General features: G+C 36.2%; 14 protein-coding genes. 12 read left to right on the top strand and 2 right to left on the bottom strand.

The window, feature by feature from the left end; genetic code table 11:
- The first annotated feature begins 38 nt into the window (after window positions 1–38).
- The 11 genes from HVS_RS12010 (at window position 39) to HVS_RS11965 (ending at window position 18,431) form a co-directional block, all read left to right on the top strand.
- Window positions 39–8,018 carry a type I polyketide synthase gene (locus HVS_RS12010; protein WP_101302691.1) on the top strand — a complete coding sequence of 2,660 codons (7,980 nt, stop codon included), beginning with the start codon at window positions 39–41 and terminating at the stop codon, window positions 8,016–8,018.
- Window positions 8,015–8,719 carry a 4'-phosphopantetheinyl transferase family protein gene (locus tag HVS_RS12005; protein ID WP_101302689.1) on the top strand — a complete coding sequence of 235 codons (705 nt, stop codon included), beginning with the start codon at window positions 8,015–8,017 and terminating at the stop codon, window positions 8,717–8,719. Before HVS_RS12010 ends, HVS_RS12005 begins: the two co-directional genes overlap by 4 nt.
- A 126-nt stretch (window positions 8,720–8,845) precedes the next feature.
- Entirely contained in the window at window positions 8,846–10,150 is a 1,305-nt protein-coding gene (locus HVS_RS12000; protein WP_101302687.1) for a CapA family protein, read from the top strand.
- 410 nt (window positions 10,151–10,560) lie between these two features.
- Window positions 10,561–11,571, top strand: a complete 1,011-nt coding sequence (gene gap, locus HVS_RS11995; protein ID WP_101302684.1) for a type I glyceraldehyde-3-phosphate dehydrogenase — start codon at window positions 10,561–10,563, stop codon at window positions 11,569–11,571.
- Between the two features lie 169 nt (window positions 11,572–11,740).
- Window positions 11,741–12,934: a phosphoglycerate kinase gene (locus HVS_RS11990; protein WP_101302682.1), complete on the top strand. Its 1,194-nt coding sequence runs from the start codon at window positions 11,741–11,743 to the stop codon at window positions 12,932–12,934.
- A 14-nt stretch (window positions 12,935–12,948) separates the two neighbouring features.
- Window positions 12,949–13,704, top strand: coding sequence for a triose-phosphate isomerase (tpiA, locus tag HVS_RS11985; RefSeq protein ID WP_101302680.1), 756 nt, complete (start codon window positions 12,949–12,951; stop codon window positions 13,702–13,704).
- A gap of 102 nt (window positions 13,705–13,806) precedes the next feature.
- On the top strand, window positions 13,807–15,345 hold the full coding sequence (gene gpmI / locus HVS_RS11980) for a 2,3-bisphosphoglycerate-independent phosphoglycerate mutase (RefSeq protein WP_101302677.1): 1,539 nt from the start codon (window positions 13,807–13,809) through the stop codon (window positions 15,343–15,345).
- A gap of 142 nt (window positions 15,346–15,487) precedes the next feature.
- Window positions 15,488–15,664 carry a hypothetical protein gene (locus tag HVS_RS16590; protein ID WP_157943028.1) on the top strand — a complete coding sequence of 59 codons (177 nt, stop codon included), beginning with the start codon at window positions 15,488–15,490 and terminating at the stop codon, window positions 15,662–15,664.
- Between the two features lie 129 nt (window positions 15,665–15,793).
- Window positions 15,794–16,561, top strand: a complete 768-nt coding sequence (locus HVS_RS11975; RefSeq protein ID WP_101302675.1) for an ABC transporter ATP-binding protein — start codon at window positions 15,794–15,796, stop codon at window positions 16,559–16,561.
- A complete protein-coding gene (locus HVS_RS11970; protein WP_412779135.1) occupies window positions 16,554–17,366 on the top strand; it encodes an ABC transporter permease in 813 nt (270 codons plus the stop codon). The genes HVS_RS11975 and HVS_RS11970 overlap by 8 nt, the downstream gene beginning before the upstream one ends.
- Window positions 17,367–17,441: 75 nt before the next feature.
- Complete coding sequence (locus HVS_RS11965; RefSeq protein WP_101302670.1) at window positions 17,442–18,431, top strand: ABC transporter substrate-binding protein; 990 nt, start codon at window positions 17,442–17,444, stop codon at window positions 18,429–18,431.
- A gap of 2 nt (window positions 18,432–18,433) precedes the next feature.
- On the opposite strand, the gene HVS_RS11960 is transcribed toward HVS_RS11965, so the two are convergent.
- Together HVS_RS11960 and HVS_RS11955 are read right to left on the bottom strand one after the other, a co-directional pair.
- On the bottom strand, window positions 18,434–19,567 hold the full coding sequence (locus HVS_RS11960) for a THUMP domain-containing class I SAM-dependent RNA methyltransferase (RefSeq protein WP_101302668.1): 1,134 nt from the start codon (window positions 19,565–19,567) through the stop codon (window positions 18,434–18,436).
- Between the two features lie 21 nt (window positions 19,568–19,588).
- Entirely contained in the window at window positions 19,589–20,506 is a 918-nt protein-coding gene (locus tag HVS_RS11955) for a response regulator (RefSeq protein ID WP_101302666.1), read from the bottom strand.
- Between the two features lie 280 nt (window positions 20,507–20,786).
- Between HVS_RS11955 and aroA the strand changes: the two genes are divergently transcribed.
- Window positions 20,787–22,061, top strand: a complete 1,275-nt coding sequence (gene aroA / locus HVS_RS11950) for a 3-phosphoshikimate 1-carboxyvinyltransferase (RefSeq protein ID WP_101302664.1) — start codon at window positions 20,787–20,789, stop codon at window positions 22,059–22,061.
- Window positions 22,062–22,136 lie beyond the last annotated feature (75 nt).

Genomic DNA, 22,136 nt, shown 5'->3' with positions numbered 1-22,136 from the left:
AAAGATAAGTTTAAAAATTATTTTGGGGAGGGGTTAAAATGAAAAAATACTATTATTCTGACGAGAGAATTGCAATTGTTGGTATGGGTGGGTTGTTTCCTGATGCGCCGGATATAAGTACTTTTTGGGAAAACATTTTAAATAAAAAAGTATCTGTTAAAGATTTACCGGAACACATTTTTGACAAAAAAGTGTTTTACAGACCAGAAATGTACGGGCAGATTAACAAACAGGACAAGTCATATACAAAAGTGGGAGCTTTAGTTGATAAGGACAGTTTTGCTGCTTTAAGCAGAAAGTACAGAATACCTCCTACTGTAGCTGAATATATGGATCCAAATCAACACACGGCAATATACTGTGTGGACCAGGCATTGCAATCAGTTAAATCCCCTATCCCTAAAGAGCGGACTGCGGTAATTCTTGGCACGGGAGCACCTGGAACACATTATGACAGCATTATAAGAAGACTTAGTTATTATAAAGTGAGAGAACATATAAAAAATAACCCTAAAATAAAATCTGCCTTTACTCCGGAAGAACTGGAAGAGATAATCAGTGACATAACGGAAAAATCCATAAAAGGTACATTTCCAATAACAGAAGATAGCGCTCCTAGTATGCTTCAGAGTATAACTGCAGGGAGAATATGTAATGTATTTGACTTCAGAGGACCGGCTTATACAGTTGATTCTGCATGTGCATCTGCACTGACGGCTTCCATCTGCGGGGTAATAGGACTTTTGAGAAAAGACTATGATGTAGTATTTGTCGGCGGTGTGGAAGTTACAATGAGTGAAATTCCTATGGTGGTCTTTTCCGGCATCAATGCACTGTCTCCCGATGGTTCATTCCCCTTTGACAAAAGGGCAAATGGTTTTGTAATCGGACTGGGCGGGGGAGTGCTGGTTTTAAAAAGGTTGGAAGATGCATTAAGGGACAAGGATGAAATTTATGGCATAATATCTGGCTTTGGCCAGGGAAGTGACGGCAAGGGTAAAGGCATTGCCGCTCCTAATAAAGAAGGTCAGATAAGGGTAATAGAGAGTTCATGCAAAATGGCAGGATATCCTGTGGACACCATTGAGTATGTGGAGGCTCATGGAACCGGCACATCTGTAGGGGACGAAGTTGAAGTAGAGGCACTTAAAGAAGCATTTTTAAATTTAGGTGCTAAGAGGAAAAACTACTGCGGTTTAGGTTCGGTAAAATCAAATATAGGCCATTTAAGATATGCATCAGGGGCACCTGGTATGATAAAAAGCTGTCTGGCCCTTTACAATAAAATCCTCCCTCCAACTGCAGGTGTTAAAGAGGTAAATCCTAAGCTTAAAATAGAAGACTCACCATTTTATATTGTCACTGAGAAGAAAAAATGGGAAGGAACAAACTGGCACCCAAGACGGGCAAATGTCAGTGCATATGGATTTGGAGGTGCTGATTTTCATCTTTGTATGGAGGAATTCAGACCTGAATTTGTAAAAAGATTTTATCCTGCTGCAATGAAAAATAATGAACATGTAAATACTGTAAATACAGCAAGTGTATTTGATTCAGCAGATACAGCTTCACAGGAAAGTTATAAATTATATGAAGTCTTAATGTTTTCAGGGGCTGTAATTGAGGATATCAGGAGCAAATACCTTAAGTTTTTACACCTAATAGAAAAAGAAAACAAGCCGGTAGAAGAAGGAGTACTTATAAACAATTCTTTAAATTATGCCAAAGATAATTTGAGGCTTGCTATAGTATTCAGTTCTTTAGATGATTTAAAGGATAAATGGGAATATTTTAATGAATGTATTGAAAAGAAGGACTTAACATCCCTTAATAGAAAAGGTGTGTTTTTCAGGGAAGGAAAAACCATAAAATCAGACGAAATGGCATGGATGTTTCCGGGGCAGGCTTCCCAGTACCCTAATATGTTAAGGGAGCTGTATGAAAAATACACCTGTGTTGAGTCATTGTATATGCAGGCAGATGCTTTCTGGGAGGCAAAATATGGTTATGGCATTACTTCACTTATATTCGGAGAAGATGAGGGTTCATTAGAAGAAGTGCTAAAGAATACAAAAAACACTCATCCTGCAATGTTTTTAAGTAATGTGGGAATGCATAAACTTTTGACTGAGTCCGGGGTAAAGGCAGATTACATGATAGGACACAGTTTAGGTGAAATGGCATGTCTTTTTGCAAGTGGAATGCTGGATTTAAATACTGCTTTAAATATTGTTGGGGAAAGAGGTTTATCCTTTGACAGCATACCGGAACAAGACAGGGGTATTATGCTCAGTGTAAATGCAGACAGCAAAAAGGTTGAAGAAATTATAAAAGAACAGGGTTTTAATGTGAGTATATCCAATATAAATTCCCCGGAGCAGACGGTTATAGGAGGAAAATTTGAGGAAATAGAGAAAGTGTCGGAATATTTAAAGGAAATGAATATTCACACCAGGGTGCTTAATGTTTCCCACGGTTTTCATACACCATTGATGAATGATGCATCAGAGAGGTTTTATGACAAAATTAAAAATTATCATTTCCAAGCGCCAAAGGAGAAGGTTGTGGCGTGTCATACAGGGGACTTTTACCCGGATACAGAGGAAGGGTTAAAGGATGTTCCGGATATTTTAAAAGAGCAAATTGTTTCAAAGGTGAATTTTAAAGATGCAATTTTATCCCTTTACCATAAAGGGGTAAGGGTCTTTATTGAATCAGGTCCTTCAACGGTACTTACAAACCTTGTGAAAAGTATTTTAAGTGACAAGGAGGTTACAGTTTTAACTTCCAATAGGAAGGGAAGAAGTGATATTGAGTCTTATAAAACAATTATGGCTCAGTTATTTACCCTAGGCGTTAATGTAAGGCATGTTCCGTCAAAGGAAATTTTGAAAAAAGTGACAAAAAACAATATAGAAGGGGATGTCCTTTTAAATGAGGACATTAGGTCAGAAACTTCAAAGACTTCAAATGCTAGTTTAGTAAAAGCCAAAGAAAGTCTTGTATATAGCGGAGTATCAATAGGACTTCCCGGTACTTTTAAGAAAGTGTTTTCAGATGACAATTTTGATTACATATTTGAAGGGAAAAACTTAATTGAAAAACTTACTGATGACGAGTTAGAAAGCTTGTTGGATTTAAACATAACGAGGCTTTTAAAGAATGAGCACCAAGTTACATTTAAAAAGCTTTCTGCAATTAATGAAGTTATTCAAATAGCAGGAAAACTTGGTGAAATTGACATGTTAAATGACTATAAAATAGATGAAAAGATAATAAATCAAATGTCTTTAGATGTGTGCGCAGGGGTAGCAGCAGGATATGAGGCATTGAAGGATGCCCAAATACCTCTTGTCAGGGAAAAGATTGTTACGTCTTCAGGGGCTTATTTAGAAGGAAGGCTGGTGCTACCGGAAGAAATGCAAAAGGATACAGGGATAATATATGCGTGTGGTTTTCCGGGATTTGAACCTTTTATATCCGAGGTATCAAAGTATATAGCAAGTAAATTTGGAAGAAAAACCAGAAGGGATTTAATAGATTTTTATGAGGAAGTAATTTCTAAAGTAAAAGATGACGGGGTAAGGAAAGTTTTAACCGACTGGTTTAATTTCCACTATTCAAGACTTATGAATAATTTTGGTGAAGAGGATATATATGAATTCAACCACCAATTGTTATTGCAGATTTCCTCCCTGGCAAACAACAAGCTGGCACAGTTTATAGGTGCCATGGGTCCTAATTTAACCATAAGTGCTGCATGTTCTTCCACAGCATCTGCCGTAACACTTGCAGAAGACCTGATAAGAGGCGGGCATGCCAGAAGGATGATTGTTATAGGTGCAGATAACCCTACTTCAAAGAAAATGCTTCCGTGGGTAGGAGCGAGTTTCTTAAGTATGGGAGCAGCTTCAGACAATGGTAATGTTTTTGAAGCGGCTGTGCCTTTTGACAACAGAAGAAGTGGAATGGTTCTAGGTGCCGGTGCTGTAGGTCTTGTAATCGAAAAGGAAGAAGATGTAAAGAAACGTGGTATGAATGGAATTTGCCGTATTTTAGGAACCCATCTTTTCAATACTGCAGGACACCAATCCAAAATAGAAGGCAGGAAGTTTTGTGATGAATTAGAGAGATTTATTTCAAAAATGGAAGAAGAACATGGAATTAACAGAAGCGAAATTGCAAAGGAAACGGTGTATTTTTCCCATGAGACATTTTCACCTAAAAAAGGTGGCTGTGCTGAAACTGAAAAAATGGCACTTGAAAATGTATTCGGGGACAGATACAGGGATATAAAAATTGTAAACACAAAGGGAATGACAGGGCATACAATGGGCGCATCTTTAGAAGAGGCTGTTGCGGCAAAAGCACTATTAAGACAGGAAATACCACCGGTGCCAAATTTCAAAGAGCCGGATCCTTCCTTAGAAGGTCTCAATATATCTAAGGGGGGACAGCATAATTTCAGATATGCTCTAAGGATGGTTATAGCCTTTGGAGGACAGGGCAACTACCATCTTTTAGAAAGAATATCCTCCAAAGACAACAGGATTTTTGACAGTGAAACTTATAATAAATGGCTGAAGGAAGTTTCAGGCTTTGAAAACGTGCAGTTAAAAAATCAGGGAAGAATCCTTGTGGCTGAAGGTGAAGGAAGAGAAGAGGAGCAAAGGGAAAGCCTTCCGGATGTACAAAGGTGTAAGCCGGATTTTAAAAGCAACTTGTTAGAAAACCAAAGTGGTGAAACAGGTGCAGAAAAAGTTCAATATGAGGATGTACAGATGGATGGTAAATCTGTATCTTACCACAATTATGAATCAGATGTACTTGGAATTATATCAGAAGTGACAAAATATCCGGTGGAAATGCTTGAAAAGGATATGGAGATGGAGGCAGACCTCGGAATAGATACAGTAAAGCAGGCAACAATATTTTCCCTTATAGGTGAAAAGTACGGAATGCAGGAGGAGACAGAAGTAAATATATCCAGCTACAAAACCATAGGGGATGTAATTGACTTTGTAAAGGGATTAAAAAAGGATTTTAAGGGACTTATAAATGAAAATGCAGAAAAAAATGAAGAAGAAAAGAAAGAAAATTTAGACGGGAAGATTGAAACAAAACAGATGGAAAAAGAGGATGTAGGAGGAGATGCAAAACCGGAAATTAGTGCAGAAGAAGCTGTTATAAAAATTATATCAGAAGTGACAAAATATCCTGAAGAAATGCTTGAAAAGGATATGGAGATGGAAGCAGACCTCGGGATAGATACAGTAAAGCAGGCAACAATATTTTCCCTTATAGGTGAAAAGTATGGAATGCCGGAGGAGACAGAAGTAAATATATCCGCCTATAAAACCATAGGGGATGTAATTGACTTTGTAGAAAGTAAATTTTACAAAACCGGGTCAAAAGAAGAAAATAGCACAAAAAAGAATGAAGAAAACAATACAGGTGAAGAAAACAATATAAGAGAAGAAAATGAAAAAAAAGAAGATTTAAATGCAGAAGCTATAAAAGCAGAAACTATAAAAGAGCCGGAAGAAAAATACCATAAAGTTGAAAGAGATTTAAGCCTTCAGATACCTGTATTTGCAGAAGAAGCTTTAGGTGAAAAGGATTTTGATTTAAATAACAAAAATATATGGATTATAGGTGATGAAGAGGAAACGGTAAGTAAGATATCAGATTATTTTAAAGAACAATCAAAATTTGTAAAAGAATTTATATTTAATAAAAATGAAGACTTTAAAGATTTTGAAAACAGTTTAGAAATCATACATGAAAATGCAGACATAATAATTGACTGCACTCACATAGGTAAGGTATTTGATATTGACAGCATATCAAAGGAAGAAGAGGCTTTGGAGTTTTTAAACGGTGGAGCCAGATTCATATTTTATAAAAAACTTAGTGAAAAAATTCCACAGCCAAAATTGAGGATTGTATGTGCAATTTCAATGGACGGCTGCCATGGATATGCAAAAGATACAAAGGAAATCCCTGACCCTTTCTTTGGAGCTTTAAGCGGCTTTTACAAAGGACTTAGAAAGGAATGGCCGGATTCAATAGTAAAAGTGGTGGATGTGGGAGCTTTTGAAGGCGACCTTATGGAAATTGCATCTATACTTAAGGCAGAGACGGAGTGTTCCTCTACTGATTTTGAAATTGGCTATGAAAAGGGTAAGCGCATGGTGCTGAAAATCGACTATTTAGATAGGGGAAAGCTGGAGAAGGCAGAGTACCCTGAAAATATTCACTTTTTGATTACAGGTGGTGGAAACGGTATAACTTCTGAAATAACAAAGAAGCTGTCAAAAAAATACAGAGCTAAATTTACCATTATAGGGCGTACTAAGTTGTACAGCAATGTGGATGAGCTTTCACAGCTGGATGAGGAGCAAATAGAAAACAAAAGAACAGAAATAATGGAAAGGCTTAAAAAAGAACATGAAAAAGTTACTCCTGTAATGATAAGCAAGGAGCTGGAAAAGGTAAAAAAAGCTGTATCCGTTTACAAACTGATGAATCAAATAAAGGATGACGGAAATGAAGCTTTGTACTTGTCCTGTGATGTCAGGAACTATGAGGAGCTTAAAGAAGTTATAAAAGAATCAGTTAAAAATAACGGTCCTGTCCATGTACTGATTCACGGGGCAGGAATTGAAAAGAGCAGGCTGTTAAAAGATAAGAGTGTGGAGGAATTTAATGAAATATTTTCAGTAAAGGTAAGGGGACTTCTAAACCTTTACAGGCTTTTGGACAAAAAGGAGCTAAAAAGCGTAATTGGGTTTTCCTCCATCTCAGGAAGGTTTGGAAATGAGGCGCAGCTGGACTACTGTGCAGCAAATGGTTTTATAGGAAGCTTTATTTCTTCATTAAACTCAAAGCATAAAAACATCCATGGACTGAGCATAGCTTGGTCTGGCTGGAAGGATGTGGGTATAGCCTGGAGAAATGAATACTTAAAAGAGAATTTTGAAGAAATAGGGCTAAACCTTATTGAGCCGGAAAGAGGAGCTGATGAGTTTATAAACCTCTTAGAGGGAAAAACAAATGCAAGTGAGATTATTGTAAGCAAAGGTCTTGGGTTTATAATGCCGGAAGACATGGCTTATAAAAAGCACAGCCCTACTCCTTTTATTGAGTGGGTGAGCAAAAGAAACGATTTTATTGAAAAGGCTTTTAAAGTATTTTCAGTTAAAAGAGACCCTATTATAAACCATCACAGGTTAGGGGAAACACCTCTGATGCCGGCAGTTGCATTTATGGAAATGTTTGCCCAGTACCACAGCATGATTTACGGAAGAAAAGACCAGTATTGTTTTAAAAACTTAATGCTTAACAATCCTTGTAAACTCTTTTATGAAAGACCCCAGGAAATTATATTGGAAGTGAAAAAGACAGGGGAAGAGAGTTTTAAAGGAGACGTATATACATATTTAGATTCTAAATACGGTATCTCAAAACTTATTAATTTAAACAGCATGGAGATAAGTACAAAACTTACAGATTACAGTGATTTATTAGATATAAGGGATATAGAACACCACCCCGGGGAAGAGGGTTCTACAAGGGCTGCCCTTGAAAGCCAGCTTAGAATAACCAAAAATGCCATAGTATTAGGAACTCTGTTTATGGATGAAGATCCGGAAAACAACAGGTTTTTGAGAAACAGCAAGGGTGCCGTGCTTACAATTAAGACACTTCCGTCAGAGGAAATTAACAATAAAGAGTATAAACTTGACCAGCTGTTAATTAACCCTGCTTTTATGGATTCCATATTCCAGGTGTGCGGCATACATACTGCTTATAACAATGAAAGAGTGTATCTGCCATGGAAGGTGGATGAAATCGGGGTTGTTAAAGTCCCAAGGGATGTATGCAGCTATAAAGTTTATGCAAGGCTAAAAGAGGATGGGGATGAATATAAAACATACGATGTAATAATGTTAAATGAGTACGATGAATTATGTTACTATGTAAGAAATGTTGTAAAGAGGCGGATTAGCTTATGATACCACAAAGGACAAAGCATTTAATTGAACTTAATATGGGAAGTATAAAAAAACATATTGACTTAAATTATGCATTGGTGGATATGGGTAAGATGCATGAAAGATTGCAGCTTGGGGAAAGCAGGTGCTTTTCCCTGCTGTCTGAGAAGGAGGCAGGGTATTTAGAGAGTTTTAAAGTTTATAAAAAAAAACTCCAGTGGCTTTGCGGCAGGTATGCGGTAAAAAAAGCACTTTTTGAATATAAAGCTTTAAGAAAGTGCATAGTGGATTTAAGCTGTGTGGATGTTTTAAAAGGGGCAGATTCTGCCCCTTATATTCATCAATACCCTGATATAACTGTGTCCATCACCCACTCTTTTCCGTACTGCATAGGAGTGGTGTCAGAAAAAAGAATAGGGGTGGATGTTGAAAAAAATTTTCAGGTGGAAAATTCTTTGATTAAATTCTTTTTTTCAGAAAGGGAAAAGGATGTTTTATTTAGAATACCGGACTTGAATGAAAGAAATGCACAGGCTATAAAATATTGGACCAGAAAAGAAGCGGTATCTAAATTTTTAAGGCTTGGAATGAAAATGAATTTTAAAGAGCTGGACACTGTAGATGATGTGTTGGAAGCAGGGGGTTATAAAATAAAACTTTTTTCATTTTTATGTGATGATTGCTGTCTGTCTTTGGCAATTCCTTATTCTGAAAGTTTATAAGTAAGCCTTTTATGATGTATTTAAAATAAAATCAATATAAAATTAGAACTGTTATGTTGACCAAAAAAATTAATTTGTTACAATAATTTTATAATAAAATTATAATTATACAAGTGAGGTGTGAACATGAAAAAATACTATAAATATGCGACAATAATCGCAGCTTTTATTTTTGTTATTACACTGTTAGGTTGCGGGTCTGTAAATGAGCCTGAAAGCACCGGCACTTTTTTAGAAAATGAAGGTAAAACACCAGAAGGGGCAGAAAATGACAGTGAAAAGGAAGAGAAGGGACAAGCAGAAGAAATTACTCCTAAAGAAACTCCTTTAGAAGAAGTATCGGACGAGGAAAGTCAAAAAGAGCCACAAACCATTACAATAGCTGCAGTAGGGGACATAATGTGTCACAATTTAAATTTGCAAAGTGCATTTAATCCTGAAACGGGGGAATATGACTTTACCGGGGTTTTTGAATATGTCAGAGAGTACATAGAGGATGCAGATCTTGCCATTGCAAATCTTGAAACCGTTACGGCAGGTGAGGAGGAAAAGTACACAAGCTTTCCTTATTTCAATACTCCGGATTCCATACTGGATGCACTAAAATATACAGGGTTTCATGTGCTTGTTACTGCAAATAACCATGCCTTAGACAGAAAGAAAAAAGGAATTTTAACAACCATAGAAAAAATAAATGAAAGAGGCATGCGGCATGTGGGTACTTTGGCAACGCCGGAGGATGACAGGTTTATAACCCTTGACGTTAAAGGCTTTAAAATAAGCATCATTGCTTATTCATACAGTTGTAACGGAAACTCACCTTTTTTAACTGAGGAAGAACAAAAATATATGCTAAATTTAATAGATGAACAAAAAATAAAGGAAGATATTGAAAAAGCAAAGGAAATTAATTCAGATATTATAATTGCCTACATGCACTGGGGGAATGAATATCACAGGACCCAAAGTGTCCACCAGGAGCAGCTGGCGGAAAAGTTATTTGACTGGGGAGCGGACATTGTGTTGGGAACCCACCCCCATGTAGTTCAAAAATCAGAAGTAGTGGAAGTAGAAGGTAGCCTTAAGTACATTATATATTCAATGGGGAATTTCATTTCCAATTTCCGCAGGGAAGACCAGGCACAAAGGCCAAACAAGGTGTATACGGAAGACGGGGTTATTGTACGCATTACTTTGGAAAAACAAAGTGAAAACGGGGAAGATAAAACTATATTAAAAAGTGTTAAGCACATTCCCACATGGGTGGACATGTTTTATGAAAACGGAAGACCGGTTCACAGGATTCTTCCTATTTTAAAAGAGAATATGGGAAAAGAGTATATTAATGACAATAACAGAAAAAAAGCAGAAGGCTCATATAATAATACAATGGAATTGATGATGGATTACCAGTGTGAGGAGGATATGTGATTAAACTTTTTAATCATTTTAACAGTTCTTATAATATTTATTATGTGAGTCCGATATGAGTACAAACTAGTGCAACATTCTTTGAATAGTTACATTTTAAAAAATAAAAAAACTATTAGAAAATTTTATTATTGGATAACTTTAAAAAAAATAGAATTTTTAGATACACGAATAAAAATAAGGAATTTGAGAAAACTATTTTTATTACATTTTACTGGAGTTATACGCACTTTTATTGGAAATAAAAAAACTTTGTTAAAAAATTAATTATTTTTTTGATATAGGTATTGAAAATCAAAAAGAAATAATATAAAATGTTCATGGTATATTATATAATTTATTACTTTTTGCATTGATGCTACCATGTAGCTTAAAATAAGTACCAATAAATTACATAGGAGGAGAAAATTATGGCAGTAAAAGTTGGAATTAATGGTTTTGGTCGTATAGGACGTTTAGTATTCAGAGCTTCTATCGACAATCCGGATGTTGAGGTTGTTGGTATCAATGACCCGTTTATTGATCTGGAGTACATGAAGTATATGTTAAAATATGACACTGTGCATGGTCAATTTAAAGGTGAAATTTCAAGTAAAGACGGTAAACTTGTTGTTAACGGAAAAGAAATAAGTGTTTATGCATGCATGGAACCTTCAGAAATTCCATGGAAAGAATGTGGTGCAGAGTACATTGTAGAATCCACAGGTGTATTTACAACTACAGAAAAAGCTTCAGCTCACATAAGTGCTGGTGCTAAAAAAGTAGTAATAAGTGCTCCTTCAAAGGATGCTCCAATGTTTGTTATGGGAGTTAACCATGACAAGTATACAAAAGATATGGATGTTGTATCAAATGCTTCATGTACAACAAACTGTTTAGCGCCTCTAGCTAAAGTAATTCATGACAATTTTGGTATAGTTGAAGGTTTAATGACAACTGTACACGCTACAACAGCTACACAAAAGACAGTTGACGGTCCTTCAAAGAAAGACTGGAGAGGCGGACGTGCAGCAGCAGGAAATATTATTCCTTCATCCACAGGAGCAGCAAAAGCTGTTGGAAAAGTTATTCCTGAACTAAACGGAAAACTTACAGGTATGGCATTCAGAGTACCAACTCTTGACGTGTCTGTTGTAGACTTGACTTGCCGTTTAGAAAAACCAACCAGCTATGAAGAAATAAAAGCTGCGATTAAGAAAGCTTCAGAAAATGAATTAAAAGGTATTTTGGGATATACTGAAGATGATGTTGTATCATCAGACTTCATTGGCGAAGCTAGAACTTCAGTATTTGATGCTAAAGCAGGTATAGCTTTAAATGACAACTTTGTTAAACTTGTTGCATGGTACGACAATGAGTGGGGATATTCAAACAAAGTTATTGATTTAATTTGCCATATGGCTTCAGTTGATTCAAAATAATTTTAACTTTAAGTTATATAAGACTGTATTAAGAGAGGTTGCTATTTAAAGGTTCGGTTATACAACCGAGCCTTTTTAAAATGAATGTAGTAGATATATACATTAATTAGTTTTAAATAAATTTAATTAATAAAGGGGAAAAAATTTATAATTAAGGGAGCGTGAATTTATGGGAATGATGAATAAAAAAGCCATTGAAGATATAGATGTTAAAGGCAAAAAAGTCATTGTGAGAGTGGATTTTAACGTGCCTTTAGATGAAAACTGCAAAATAACAGACGACAAAAGAATTGTAGGAGCACTTCCTACCATTAAGTACCTGGTTGAAAACGGTGCAAAGACAATATTGGTATCCCATCTAGGAAGACCTAAGAACGGTTTTGAAGATAAATTCAGTATGAAACCTGTGGCAGATAGATTAGGGGAGCTATTAGGTAAAGAAGTAATTTTAGCAAAAGACGTAATTGGGGAAGATGCAAAAGAAAAGGCTGCTTCCTTAAAAGAAGGCGAAGTACTTCTTCTTGAAAACGTGAGATTCCACAAGGAAGAAACTAAAAATGACCCTGATTTTGCAAAAGAACTGGCAAGCATGGCAGAAATTTATGTAAATGATGCATTTGGAACAGCTCACAGGGCTCATGCTTCAACAGCAGGGCTTGCTGACTACCTTCCTGCAGTTTGCGGATACCTTATAAAGAAGGAAATTGAAGTTATGGGCAAAGCCCTTTCAAACCCTGAAAGACCTTTTGTAGCAATACTTGGAGGAGCTAAGGTGTCAGACAAAATAGCTGTTATAGAAAACCTTATTGATAAAGTAGACACCCTTATAATAGGCGGTGGAATGGCATATACATTCTTTAAAGCTAAGGGTTACGGAGTGGGTACTTCCATTTGTGAAGAGGATAAAGTGGAACTTGCTAAAAGTTTATTGGAAAAGGCAGAAAAGAAAGGTGTTAAATTATTGCTTCCGGTGGATAATGTGGTAGCAACTGAATTTAAAAATGATGCAGAAAGCAAAGTAGTTGAATCATGCAAAATACCTGACGGATGGATGGGTATGGATATAGGACCTGAGACTATAGAATTATTTTCAAATGAATTAAAAAATGCAAAAACTGTTGTTTGGAACGGACCTATGGGGGTATTTGAGTTTGATAACTTTGCAAATGGTTCAAAAGCTGTTGCAAAAGCAGTTGCAGAGTCAGGTGCTGTTTCCATTATCGGCGGCGGTGATTCAGCTGCAGCTATTGAGAAATTAGGTTTTGCAGACAAAGTAACACATATTTCTACCGGAGGAGGAGCATCTTTGGAATTTTTGGAAGGAAAAGTACTTCCGGGAATAGATGTTTTAATGGACAAATAAGGGGGAAAATATAAATGAGCAGAGTAAAAATTGCAGCAGGAAACTGGAAAATGAACAAAACTGCAACGGAAGCCGTTGAATTTGTTCAGGCTTTGAAAGACAAAGTTGCGGGTGCCGATACGGAAGTGATTACAGGGGTGCCTTTCGTATGCATTCCATCAGTTAAGAAAGCTGTTGAAGGCTCAAACATAAAAGTAGCAGCACAAAATATGCACTGGGAAGAAAATGGAGCTTTTACAGGGGAAGTCTCAGGTGCCATGCTGGCTGATTTAGGAGTGGAGTATGTTATAATAGGTCACTCAGAAAGAAGACAGTACTTTGCAGAGACTGATGAGACTGTAAACAAAAAGACTCATGCAGCTTTTAAATATGGTTTAAAGCCTATAATCTGTGTCGGAGAGTCACTGACTCAGAGGGAGCAGGGTGTAACTTCTGAATTAGTCAGGTACCAGGTAAAAATAGCTCTTTTAGGTCTTAGTGCAGAACAGGTAAAAGAGGCTGTTATAGCTTATGAACCTATATGGGCCATCGGAACGGGTAAGACGGCTACAAGTGAGCAGGCTCAAGAAGTTTGTGCAGTAATAAGAAAAGTTATAGAAGAGCTGTATGGAAAAGATGTGGCAGATGCCATAAGGATACTGTATGGCGGAAGCGTTAAAGCATCAAATGCAAAAGAGCTTTTCACTATGCCTGATATAGACGGAGGACTTGTAGGTGGTGCAAGTCTTGACCTTGACGAATTTGACAAAATTGTTAACTACAACAAATAACAACAGGATATATTAACAGACAAAACCCCCTGCCTGTTTTTGGCATAAGGGGGTTTATATTTTCCTTAAAAAATTGATAAGTAAAAGAAAGGAAGGGAAGGTATGAAAGATAGATTGGTTGCCCTTATTATTTTAGACGGGTACGGAATAAACCCAAGGGAAGAGGGAAATGCAATAAAAGCTGCCAACAAGCCCAATATTGACAGGTTTATGAAAGAGTATCCCAATACCATCATTAGGACAAGTGGGATGGATGTAGGTCTTCCTGACGGGCAGATGGGTAACTCTGAAGTAGGTCATACAAATATCGGAGCCGGAAGGATTGTATACCAGGAGCTTACACGCATTACAAAATCCATAGAAGACGGTGACTTTTTTGAAAAGAAAGAGTTTATTGATGCTATAGAAAACTGCAAAAAACACAATTCAAAACTTCATTTATTCGGTCTTTTATCCGACGGGGGTGTACATAGCCATAATACCCACTTGTACGGATTATTGGAATTTGCAAAAAGAAAAAATTTCAATGATGTATATATACATTGCTTCTTTGACGGAAGGGATGTACCACCGGACAGTGCAAAGGGATATGTGGAAGAATTAGAAGAGAAGCTGAAAGAGATAGACGTAGGTGAAATTGCCACTGTAATGGGAAGGTACTATGCCATGGACAGGGACAACAGATGGGAAAGAGTACAGCTGGCTTATGATGCCATGGTGCTGTCAAAAGGCTTAGAAGCCCAAAGCGCGGTGGAAGCTGTTGAAGAGTCATATAAACGGGAAGAATACGATGAATTTGTAAAGCCTACAGTAATTAAAAAGAATGGTACTCCTGTAGCGGCTATAGGTGAAAATGACTCAATTATATTCTTTAACTTCAGACCTGACAGGGCAAGGGAAATAACAAGAGCTTTTACAGAAACTGATTTTGATGGTTTTGAAAGAGGTAAAGGTTATTTTCCCGTATATTTTGTGTGTATGACAGAGTATGATAAAACTTTTAAAAATGTTCACGTGGCATTTAAGCCTGAAAGCCTTAAAAATACTTTTGGTGAATATATAAGCAGATTGGGCTACAGGCAGCTTAGAATTGCCGAAACTGAAAAGTATGCTCATGTTACATTCTTTTTTAACGGAGGGGTGGAGGTTGTATACGAAGGAGAAGACAGGGTGCTGATACCATCCCCTAAAGTTGCTACTTATGATATGAAACCTGAGATGAGTGCATACGAAGTAACTGATGAGGTTGTAAAAAGAATTAACCAAAAAGTCTATGATGTAATAGTTTTAAACTATGCAAATCCTGACATGGTAGGGCATACAGGAAATTTTGACGCAGCTAAATCTGCTATTGAAGCTATTGATGAATGCCTTGGAAAGGTGATTCCTGCAATATTAGATCAGGGTGGAGTGGCGCTGATTACTGCAGACCATGGAAACTCTGAGCAGATGAAGGATTATGAAAACGGGGGGCCTTTTACAGCCCACACAACAAACCCTGTTCCTCTAATTGCAATAGGTTTAGGTGATGTTTCCCTAAGAGAAGGGCGTTTAGCTGATATTGTCCCCACAATCCTTGACATTATGGGAGTTGAAAAGCCTGAGGAAATGACAGGGGAATCTATAATAATTAAAAAATAAAACTATTAAATAAATTAAGTATTCCGGACCCAGGTGGAGTATATATCCACCTGGGTTTTGCGAACTTTTTATAAGGTTGTCCCGTCTAATATATAGTTTATTGAATTTATTAAACTAAAGTTTTGGAAGGGGCAAATTGATAATGGAAGGATACACCTATACAGAAATAGGAATGTTGGCAGGAACTGTAATAGGAGGGATGCTTGCCATAGCAGAATTTGTAATTTGGGATAGTTTTCCGCCATTGGTTTGTGTTGTTTTAGGGGTATGCTTAGGAAGTTTTACAGGTAAATTAATGGATAAAAAGTCTAAAAAATAATTTATCTTCAATTCTTAATAATATTTAAAATATTAAACTCTTTTAAATGATATATATAATTTTTTATGAGCACCTTTAAGTAAACCAAATAATATACTGTTATAAAGACCTGAAATTGAGGTGCTCAAAGTGGATGGTATTGTAAAACTTAAGAATGTTTCCATGAAATATCATTCCTTAAACGGGGAAACAGATGCATTACGTGATATTAACTTTTCTATAAAAAAAGGAGAATTTTTTAGCATTGTAGGTCCTAGCGGATGCGGAAAATCAACTCTGCTGTCTTTAATAGCAGGTCTTATTAAACCTTCTTGTGGCGAAGTTTTGATAGATGGTAGTCTGGTTTCGGGGATATCTGAAAAAGTAGGATACATGCTTCAAAAAGATCACCTTTTTGAATGGAGAAATATTTTACAAAATGTGCTTTTAGGTCTTGAAATTAAAAAAAGAGTTTCAAAAGAAAATAAAGAATATGTACTAAACCTTTTGGACACATATGGTCTTGGTGAATTTAAAGATAAGTACCCGTCCCAATTATCAGGAGGAATGAGACAAAGAGCGGCTCTTATAAGAACCCTTGCCTTAAAACCGGAAATACTTCTTTTAGATGAGGCCTTCTCTGCATTAGACTATCAGACCAGGCTTTCTGTTGCTGATGACATATTCAGGATAATAAAAAAAGAAAACAAAACGGCAATACTTGTTACCCATGATATAGCTGAAAGTATAAGCCTGTCAGACAGGGTTATGGTTCTTTCCAAAAGACCGGGTACTGTAAAAAGCATACACAATATTGTACTTTCCAAAAAAGAAAAAAGCCCGTTGGCGGCAAGGGAGGCACCGGAATTTAAAGATTATTTCAACATGATATGGAAGGAGCTTGATGTCCATGTTTAGTTCTAAAAAGGTGCCGGTATCAAAAGAACATATGGAATATTTGAAAAAAATAAAACTTCGCAAAATACTTATTTTGTTTACACAAATTGCTTTGGTGATACTGATTTTTCTTTTATGGGAAGTGGCTGCAAATTTGAAAATTATAGATGCATTTATAACAAGCCAGCCTTCAAGGATTATAAAAACTTTTTTAAACCTTTACAATGAGGGGGAACTTTTTAAACACATTTTAGTTACCTGTGCTGAAACGGTAATAGGTTTTTTACTGGGAACATTTCTTGGCACCATTGCAGCCATTATACTGTGGTGGTCGGATTTTCTTTCAAAAGTCATGGAACCTTACCTAATTGTGTTAAACAGCTTACCTAAAATAGCATTAGGGCCAATATTTATAGTGTGGATAGGTGCCGGACCTGCAGCAATAGTTGTGATTGCCCTGTCTGTATCCATAGTTGTAACTATACTTGAAGTTTTAAATGGATTGCAGTCGGTGGATAAAGATAAAATAAAACTAGTTGAAACTTTTGGAGCAAATAAGCTCCAGGTGCTGTCCAAAGTTGTGCTGCCCTCTTCCTACCCCGTTATTGTCAATGCTCTTAAAGTTAATGTAGGTTTGTCCTGGGTTGGGGTGATAGTGGGGGAATTTTTAGTATCCAAATCAGGTATAGGTTATCTCATTGTTTATGGAGGCCAGGTGTTCCAATTGGATTTGGTTATGACAAGTGTATTAATTTTATCTGTTGCAGCAACCCTCATGTACCAGGTAGTAGCTTTTATTGAAAAAATTATAATTAAATCCAAGTAAAATTATTTACAATAATTATTTATAATTCACCTGTCACTTTGAGAAAGAATATATTGGTTTTAGGAGGTGTGAAATATGAAAAAGATTTTGGTTTTTATTTTGATTTTGGGAATTTTGCTTTCATTTTGTGCATGTAGCAAAAATGATTACCAAAAGATACGTTTAAATGAAGTTACCCATTCAGTTTTTTATGCTCCACAGTATGTAGCTTTGAATCTAGGCTTTTTTGAAGAGGAAGGTTTAGAAATAGAGCTTACAACAGGGCAAGGGGCAGACAAAGTTATGACAGCGGTTTTGTCAGATCAGGCAGATATTGGTTTTGCAGGACCTGAAGCTGCAATTTATGTGTACAATGAAGGGAAAGAAGATTACGGGGTGGTCTTTGCCCAGCTTACAAAAAGGGACGGCTCATTTCTTGTAGGAAGAAAACCTGAAGAAAATTTTAAATGGGAAAATCTTAAAGGAAGCGTTTTAATTGGCGGTAGAAAAGGCGGAGTTCCCTACATGACATTGGAATATGTACTTAAAAAGAAGGGATTAAACCCTAAAGAAGATTTAGTGGTTGATACCAGTATACAATTTGCCCTTATGGCAGGAGCTTTTACAGGAGGGCAGGGGGATTATGTAACTTTGTTTGAGCCTGTTGCATCAATGCTAGAAAAAGAAGGCAGAGGATATGTTTTAGCTTCCATTGGAAAGGAAAGTGGGGAAATACCTTATACAGCTTACTTTGCCAAAAAGAGCTATATAGAAGAAAACAAAGATATCATTCAAAAATTTACAAATGCAATATATAAAGGACAAAAATGGGTGGAGCAGCACACCCCGGAGGAAATTACAGAAGTTATAAAACCTTCTTTTCCTGATGCAGATGAAGATATTTTAATAAAAGTTGCACAAAGGTATAAAGAAAATGATGCATGGTGCAGCGACCCGGTTATGAAAAAAGAAGCTTTTGAACTTTTGCAGGAGGTAATGAAAGAAGCAGGGGAACTTACAAAGGAAGTTCCGTATGAAAACATAGTAAATACAGAGTTTGCCAAAAAGGCCATGGAAGGCAAATAAAGTCATTTTGGCGGCTGTAGACCGAAAAACTGGTAGTAGTCAACTTTTATATTGCCGTTAAATAGCTTTCTTTTTTTACTGGCTTTTTTGCCGTATAATCTCTCGAATTTTTCCACAGGACTTAAAAAATATTTGGACCAAGTGGGGTAATTTTTCAAAAATTTTCCTAAATCCTTATATAAATTCTCCACTTCTTTTTTTTCACTGATTCTTTCACCATATGGGGGATTGGATATCACTACACCATAGTCCCCCTTAACTTTTGCATTTTTAAAATCGCAAACGGAAAAATCTATACAGTCGTCAACACCTGCTTCATAGGCGTTTTCCCTTGCCAGTTCCACAGCTTCAGGGTCAATATCCGATGCGTAAATTTTTAATTCAACATCCTGGTCAATTGCCTGAAATGCAATGCGTCTTTCTTTTTCCCATATACTTTTATCTATAACAGGCCATTCCTGAGATGCAAATGTCCTGTTAAGCCCCGGTGCAATATTTTTTCCTATAAGGGCAGCCTCAATGGGTATGGTGCCTGAGCCACAAAAACAGTCTAATAAAGGCTTGCTTTTGTTCCAATAACTTATCATAATCATTGCAGCGGCAAGGGTTTCTTTGATAGGTGCTGCTACAATTCTTTTCCTGTATCCTCTTTTGTGAAGAGCAGTACCGCTGGTATCTATAGTTAAAGTAGCAATATCCTTTAAAAGGGATACCTGAATTGTGTATTCAGGTCCGGTTTCTTCAAACCATTCCACATTATATTTTGTTTTTAATTTTTCCACAACGGCTTTTTTTACAATTGCCTGGCAGTCTGAAATGCTAAAAAGTTTTGACTTTACCGATTTGCCCAAAACGGTAAATTTGCCATCCACTGTTATCCATTCATCCCATGGAAGGGCTTTGGTTTTTTCAAAAAGCTCTTCAAAGGAAAGGGCTTCAAATTCTCCTATTTTTAAAAGCACCCTGTCAGCACATCTTAAATTAATATTTGCTTTGGCAATGCTGGATAAATCTCCCTTAAAAGTAACTTTACCGTTTTCGGTTGATATATCTTTAAATCCTAATTTTTGGACTTCTCTTTTTACCATAGCTTCTATGCCTGCAGCACATGTAGCAATAAGCTCTATTTCTTTCATAGCATTTTCCTTTCTAAAAAATTACATTTTAAATTTATTATATTTATTTCTGGCATCAGCCAATGCATTTTCCCCAATAGATGTTATTTTTTCCAGCATTATCTTATCTTCCACCTGCTTAATGGCTTTTTTCATCAATGCCTGAAAATTTTTACCGTCATCAGGGAAAGTTGAATATACAGTATAAAAAAGTTGGTCAAATTTAAAATCTAAATTATTTAAAGCCTCCGAAACACTAATCTTTATTTTTTCAACAACTTTTGACGCCCCAGCTGCATCTGTAAAGGGCAGTATTACCAGAATATCCTTGTTGTCATTTAGTATAACAGTATCTGTGTACCTTGAAGAAAGTTTGACCTTTTCGATAACAGAATTATACATATCTTTTTCAAATTCCGGATTAATTTTTTTATCTTTTTCCAACGTAGCCTTATAAGGATACACGGGGGTTATGAGTATTATTGAAAGCTTTTTATTGGCCCGGGAAGCAATCTTAAATTCTTTGGTTATATAGTCTTCAACAGACATAGTTATAACATTTGCGCTGTCTATATTGTATTTAGCCTGGTCAATTTTTAATATACTTCTGACGGAATTTCCCAGGCGCTGTGTCCTGTATGGTTTTATTATATAATCCCGGACATTAAAATCTAAAGCGGTTTTACGGTAAGTTTTATTATCTGCCTTTGTAACTATAATAACAGGAGTATCAGCAGTAAGTTTCTTTAAAGAAGACAGGATTTTAAAGCCTTCCTCAGCCACCGGAAATTCTATATCTATAATTACAAGGGAGATATCAGGTTTAATACTTTTAAGACTGTAAAATTCGTCTGGCTTTTTTATTTCAATAAACTCAAAGTCCCCAATATTATCAAAAGTAATTTTGATTTTTTCCCTTTCATATTCAGAATAATCTATAATTAGTATGGTTCCATCCATATAAAACTACATCCTTATCATTGTATTTTTAGGCTTAAATTTTAACTACATTTTTTATTATAGTAATATTTTAGCACATATTTTTAATAAGTGATAGAAGATATTAATTATAAAAGTTTGTCTATAATCATTTAATATATTAAAATATATATTGTAAAGAAATTATTTAAAAATATGTAATATTACAATAGGCATTGTATGTCAAATAAATAAAAAATACAAAACTAAGTTTTGATGTACAGTCAGGTAAGTGAAAGGGTAGAAAAGGAGAGACGAGAAAATGATATTAAAGGTGAGAAAGTCAAGTACGAGTGGCAGGGTTAAAATACCCGGATCAAAATCCCATACAATAAGGGGGTTGTTTTTTGCTTCTTTGGCAAAAGGCAAATCTGAAATTAAAAATCCTCTAATTTCAGGGGATGCAGAATCGGCAATTGAGACATGCAAAGCATTAGGTGCTAAAATTCAAATGTTAGGTGATAAATATGTTATAGAGGGATTTAACGGGGAACCTTCTACACCCTGCGATGTCATTAACGTAGGAAACTCAGGGACTACATTAAGATTTGGAACGGTTACAGCTGCCTTAGCGGAGGGTTACTCTGTTTTTACAGGGGACTATCAGATAAGAAAAAGACCATTAGGTGCCCTGTTAAAGGCGGTGAACAATTTAGGGGGGCAAGCTCTATCCACCAGGAATAATGACATGGCGCCGGTAATTGTTAAAGGAAAAATAAAAGGAGGGTTTACAGATTTAGACTCCATAACCTCCCAATATCTCTCAGCATTGCTTATAAATGCACCACTTTTTGAAAAGGATACGGAAATAAATATTACAAGATTAAATGAAATCCCTTATGTAGACATTACATTATGGTGGCTAGATAAATTTGGAATAAAATATGAAAACAACAATTATAAATCTTTTTATATAAAAGGCGGGCAAAGGTATAATGCTATAGATGCCACAATCCCCGGGGATTTTTCCTCTGCAACCTTCTTTGCTGTGCAGGCAGCTATATCAGGCGGGGAATTTACCCTTGAAAACTTAGATATTAATGACCCTCAAGGAGACAAAGAGGTGTTTTCAATACTCGGGGATATGGGGGCATCTGTGAAAGTTGAAGATGGGAGTATCACAATAAAAGGCAATGGACTTAAGGGAAGGGAAATAGATATGAATGCAATTCCTGATGCTCTTCCGGCAATGGCTGTTGCAGCCTGTTTTGCAGAAGGCGTGACAAAGCTTGTAAATGTGCCCCAGGCAAGATTAAAGGAAACTGACAGGATTAAAGTTATGTGTGAAGAATTGAGTAAAATGGGAGCTGACATCAAGGAGTTAGAAGACGGGCTTGTTATTAAGAGAAGCAATCTTAAAGGCTGCAGATTAAAAGGATATGATGACCATAGGATTGTTATGGCTTTGAGTTTGGCAGGGCTAAACGCAGAAGGAGAAACAACTATAGATACTGCTGAAGCTATAAAAGTTACTTTTCCTGAATATGTAGAGTTAATGAAAAATTCAGGTGCAGACATGGATTTTGTCGCAGAATAATGAAAAAATAGTATTATTTTATTGAATTGTATATTATAATAGAATATAAATATTAGTACAAAAAGAAAATGTAAA

Source organism: Acetivibrio saccincola (assembly GCF_002844395.1).
In the GTDB taxonomy this organism is placed as follows: domain Bacteria; phylum Bacillota; class Clostridia; order Acetivibrionales; family Acetivibrionaceae; genus Herbivorax; species Herbivorax saccincola.
The sequence above is the reverse complement of the archived record's forward strand: the minus strand, read 5'-3'. Positions and strand labels throughout refer to the sequence as shown.

What these genes read in the sequence shown, in the direction of transcription:
- HVS_RS12010 (WP_101302691.1), top strand. Translation starts at nt 39, where the DNA reads ATGAAAAAATACTATTATTCTGACGAGAGAATTGCAATTGTTGGTATG.
- HVS_RS12005 (WP_101302689.1), top strand. Translation starts at nt 8,015, where the DNA reads ATGATACCACAAAGGACAAAGCATTTAATTGAACTTAATATGGGAAGT.
- HVS_RS12000 (WP_101302687.1), top strand. Translation starts at nt 8,846, where the DNA reads ATGAAAAAATACTATAAATATGCGACAATAATCGCAGCTTTTATTTTT.
- gap (WP_101302684.1), top strand. Translation starts at nt 10,561, where the DNA reads ATGGCAGTAAAAGTTGGAATTAATGGTTTTGGTCGTATAGGACGTTTA.
- HVS_RS11990 (WP_101302682.1), top strand. Translation starts at nt 11,741, where the DNA reads ATGGGAATGATGAATAAAAAAGCCATTGAAGATATAGATGTTAAAGGC.
- tpiA (WP_101302680.1), top strand. Translation starts at nt 12,949, where the DNA reads ATGAGCAGAGTAAAAATTGCAGCAGGAAACTGGAAAATGAACAAAACT.
- gpmI (WP_101302677.1), top strand. Translation starts at nt 13,807, where the DNA reads ATGAAAGATAGATTGGTTGCCCTTATTATTTTAGACGGGTACGGAATA.
- HVS_RS16590 (WP_157943028.1), top strand. Translation starts at nt 15,488, where the DNA reads ATGGAAGGATACACCTATACAGAAATAGGAATGTTGGCAGGAACTGTA.
- HVS_RS11970 (WP_412779135.1), top strand. Translation starts at nt 16,554, where the DNA reads ATGTTTAGTTCTAAAAAGGTGCCGGTATCAAAAGAACATATGGAATAT.
- HVS_RS11965 (WP_101302670.1), top strand. Translation starts at nt 17,442, where the DNA reads ATGAAAAAGATTTTGGTTTTTATTTTGATTTTGGGAATTTTGCTTTCA.
- HVS_RS11960 (WP_101302668.1), bottom strand. Translation starts at nt 19,567, where the DNA reads ATGAAAGAAATAGAGCTTATTGCTACATGTGCTGCAGGCATAGAAGCT.
- HVS_RS11955 (WP_101302666.1), bottom strand. Translation starts at nt 20,506, where the DNA reads ATGGATGGAACCATACTAATTATAGATTATTCTGAATATGAAAGGGAA.
- aroA (WP_101302664.1), top strand. Translation starts at nt 20,787, where the DNA reads ATGATATTAAAGGTGAGAAAGTCAAGTACGAGTGGCAGGGTTAAAATA.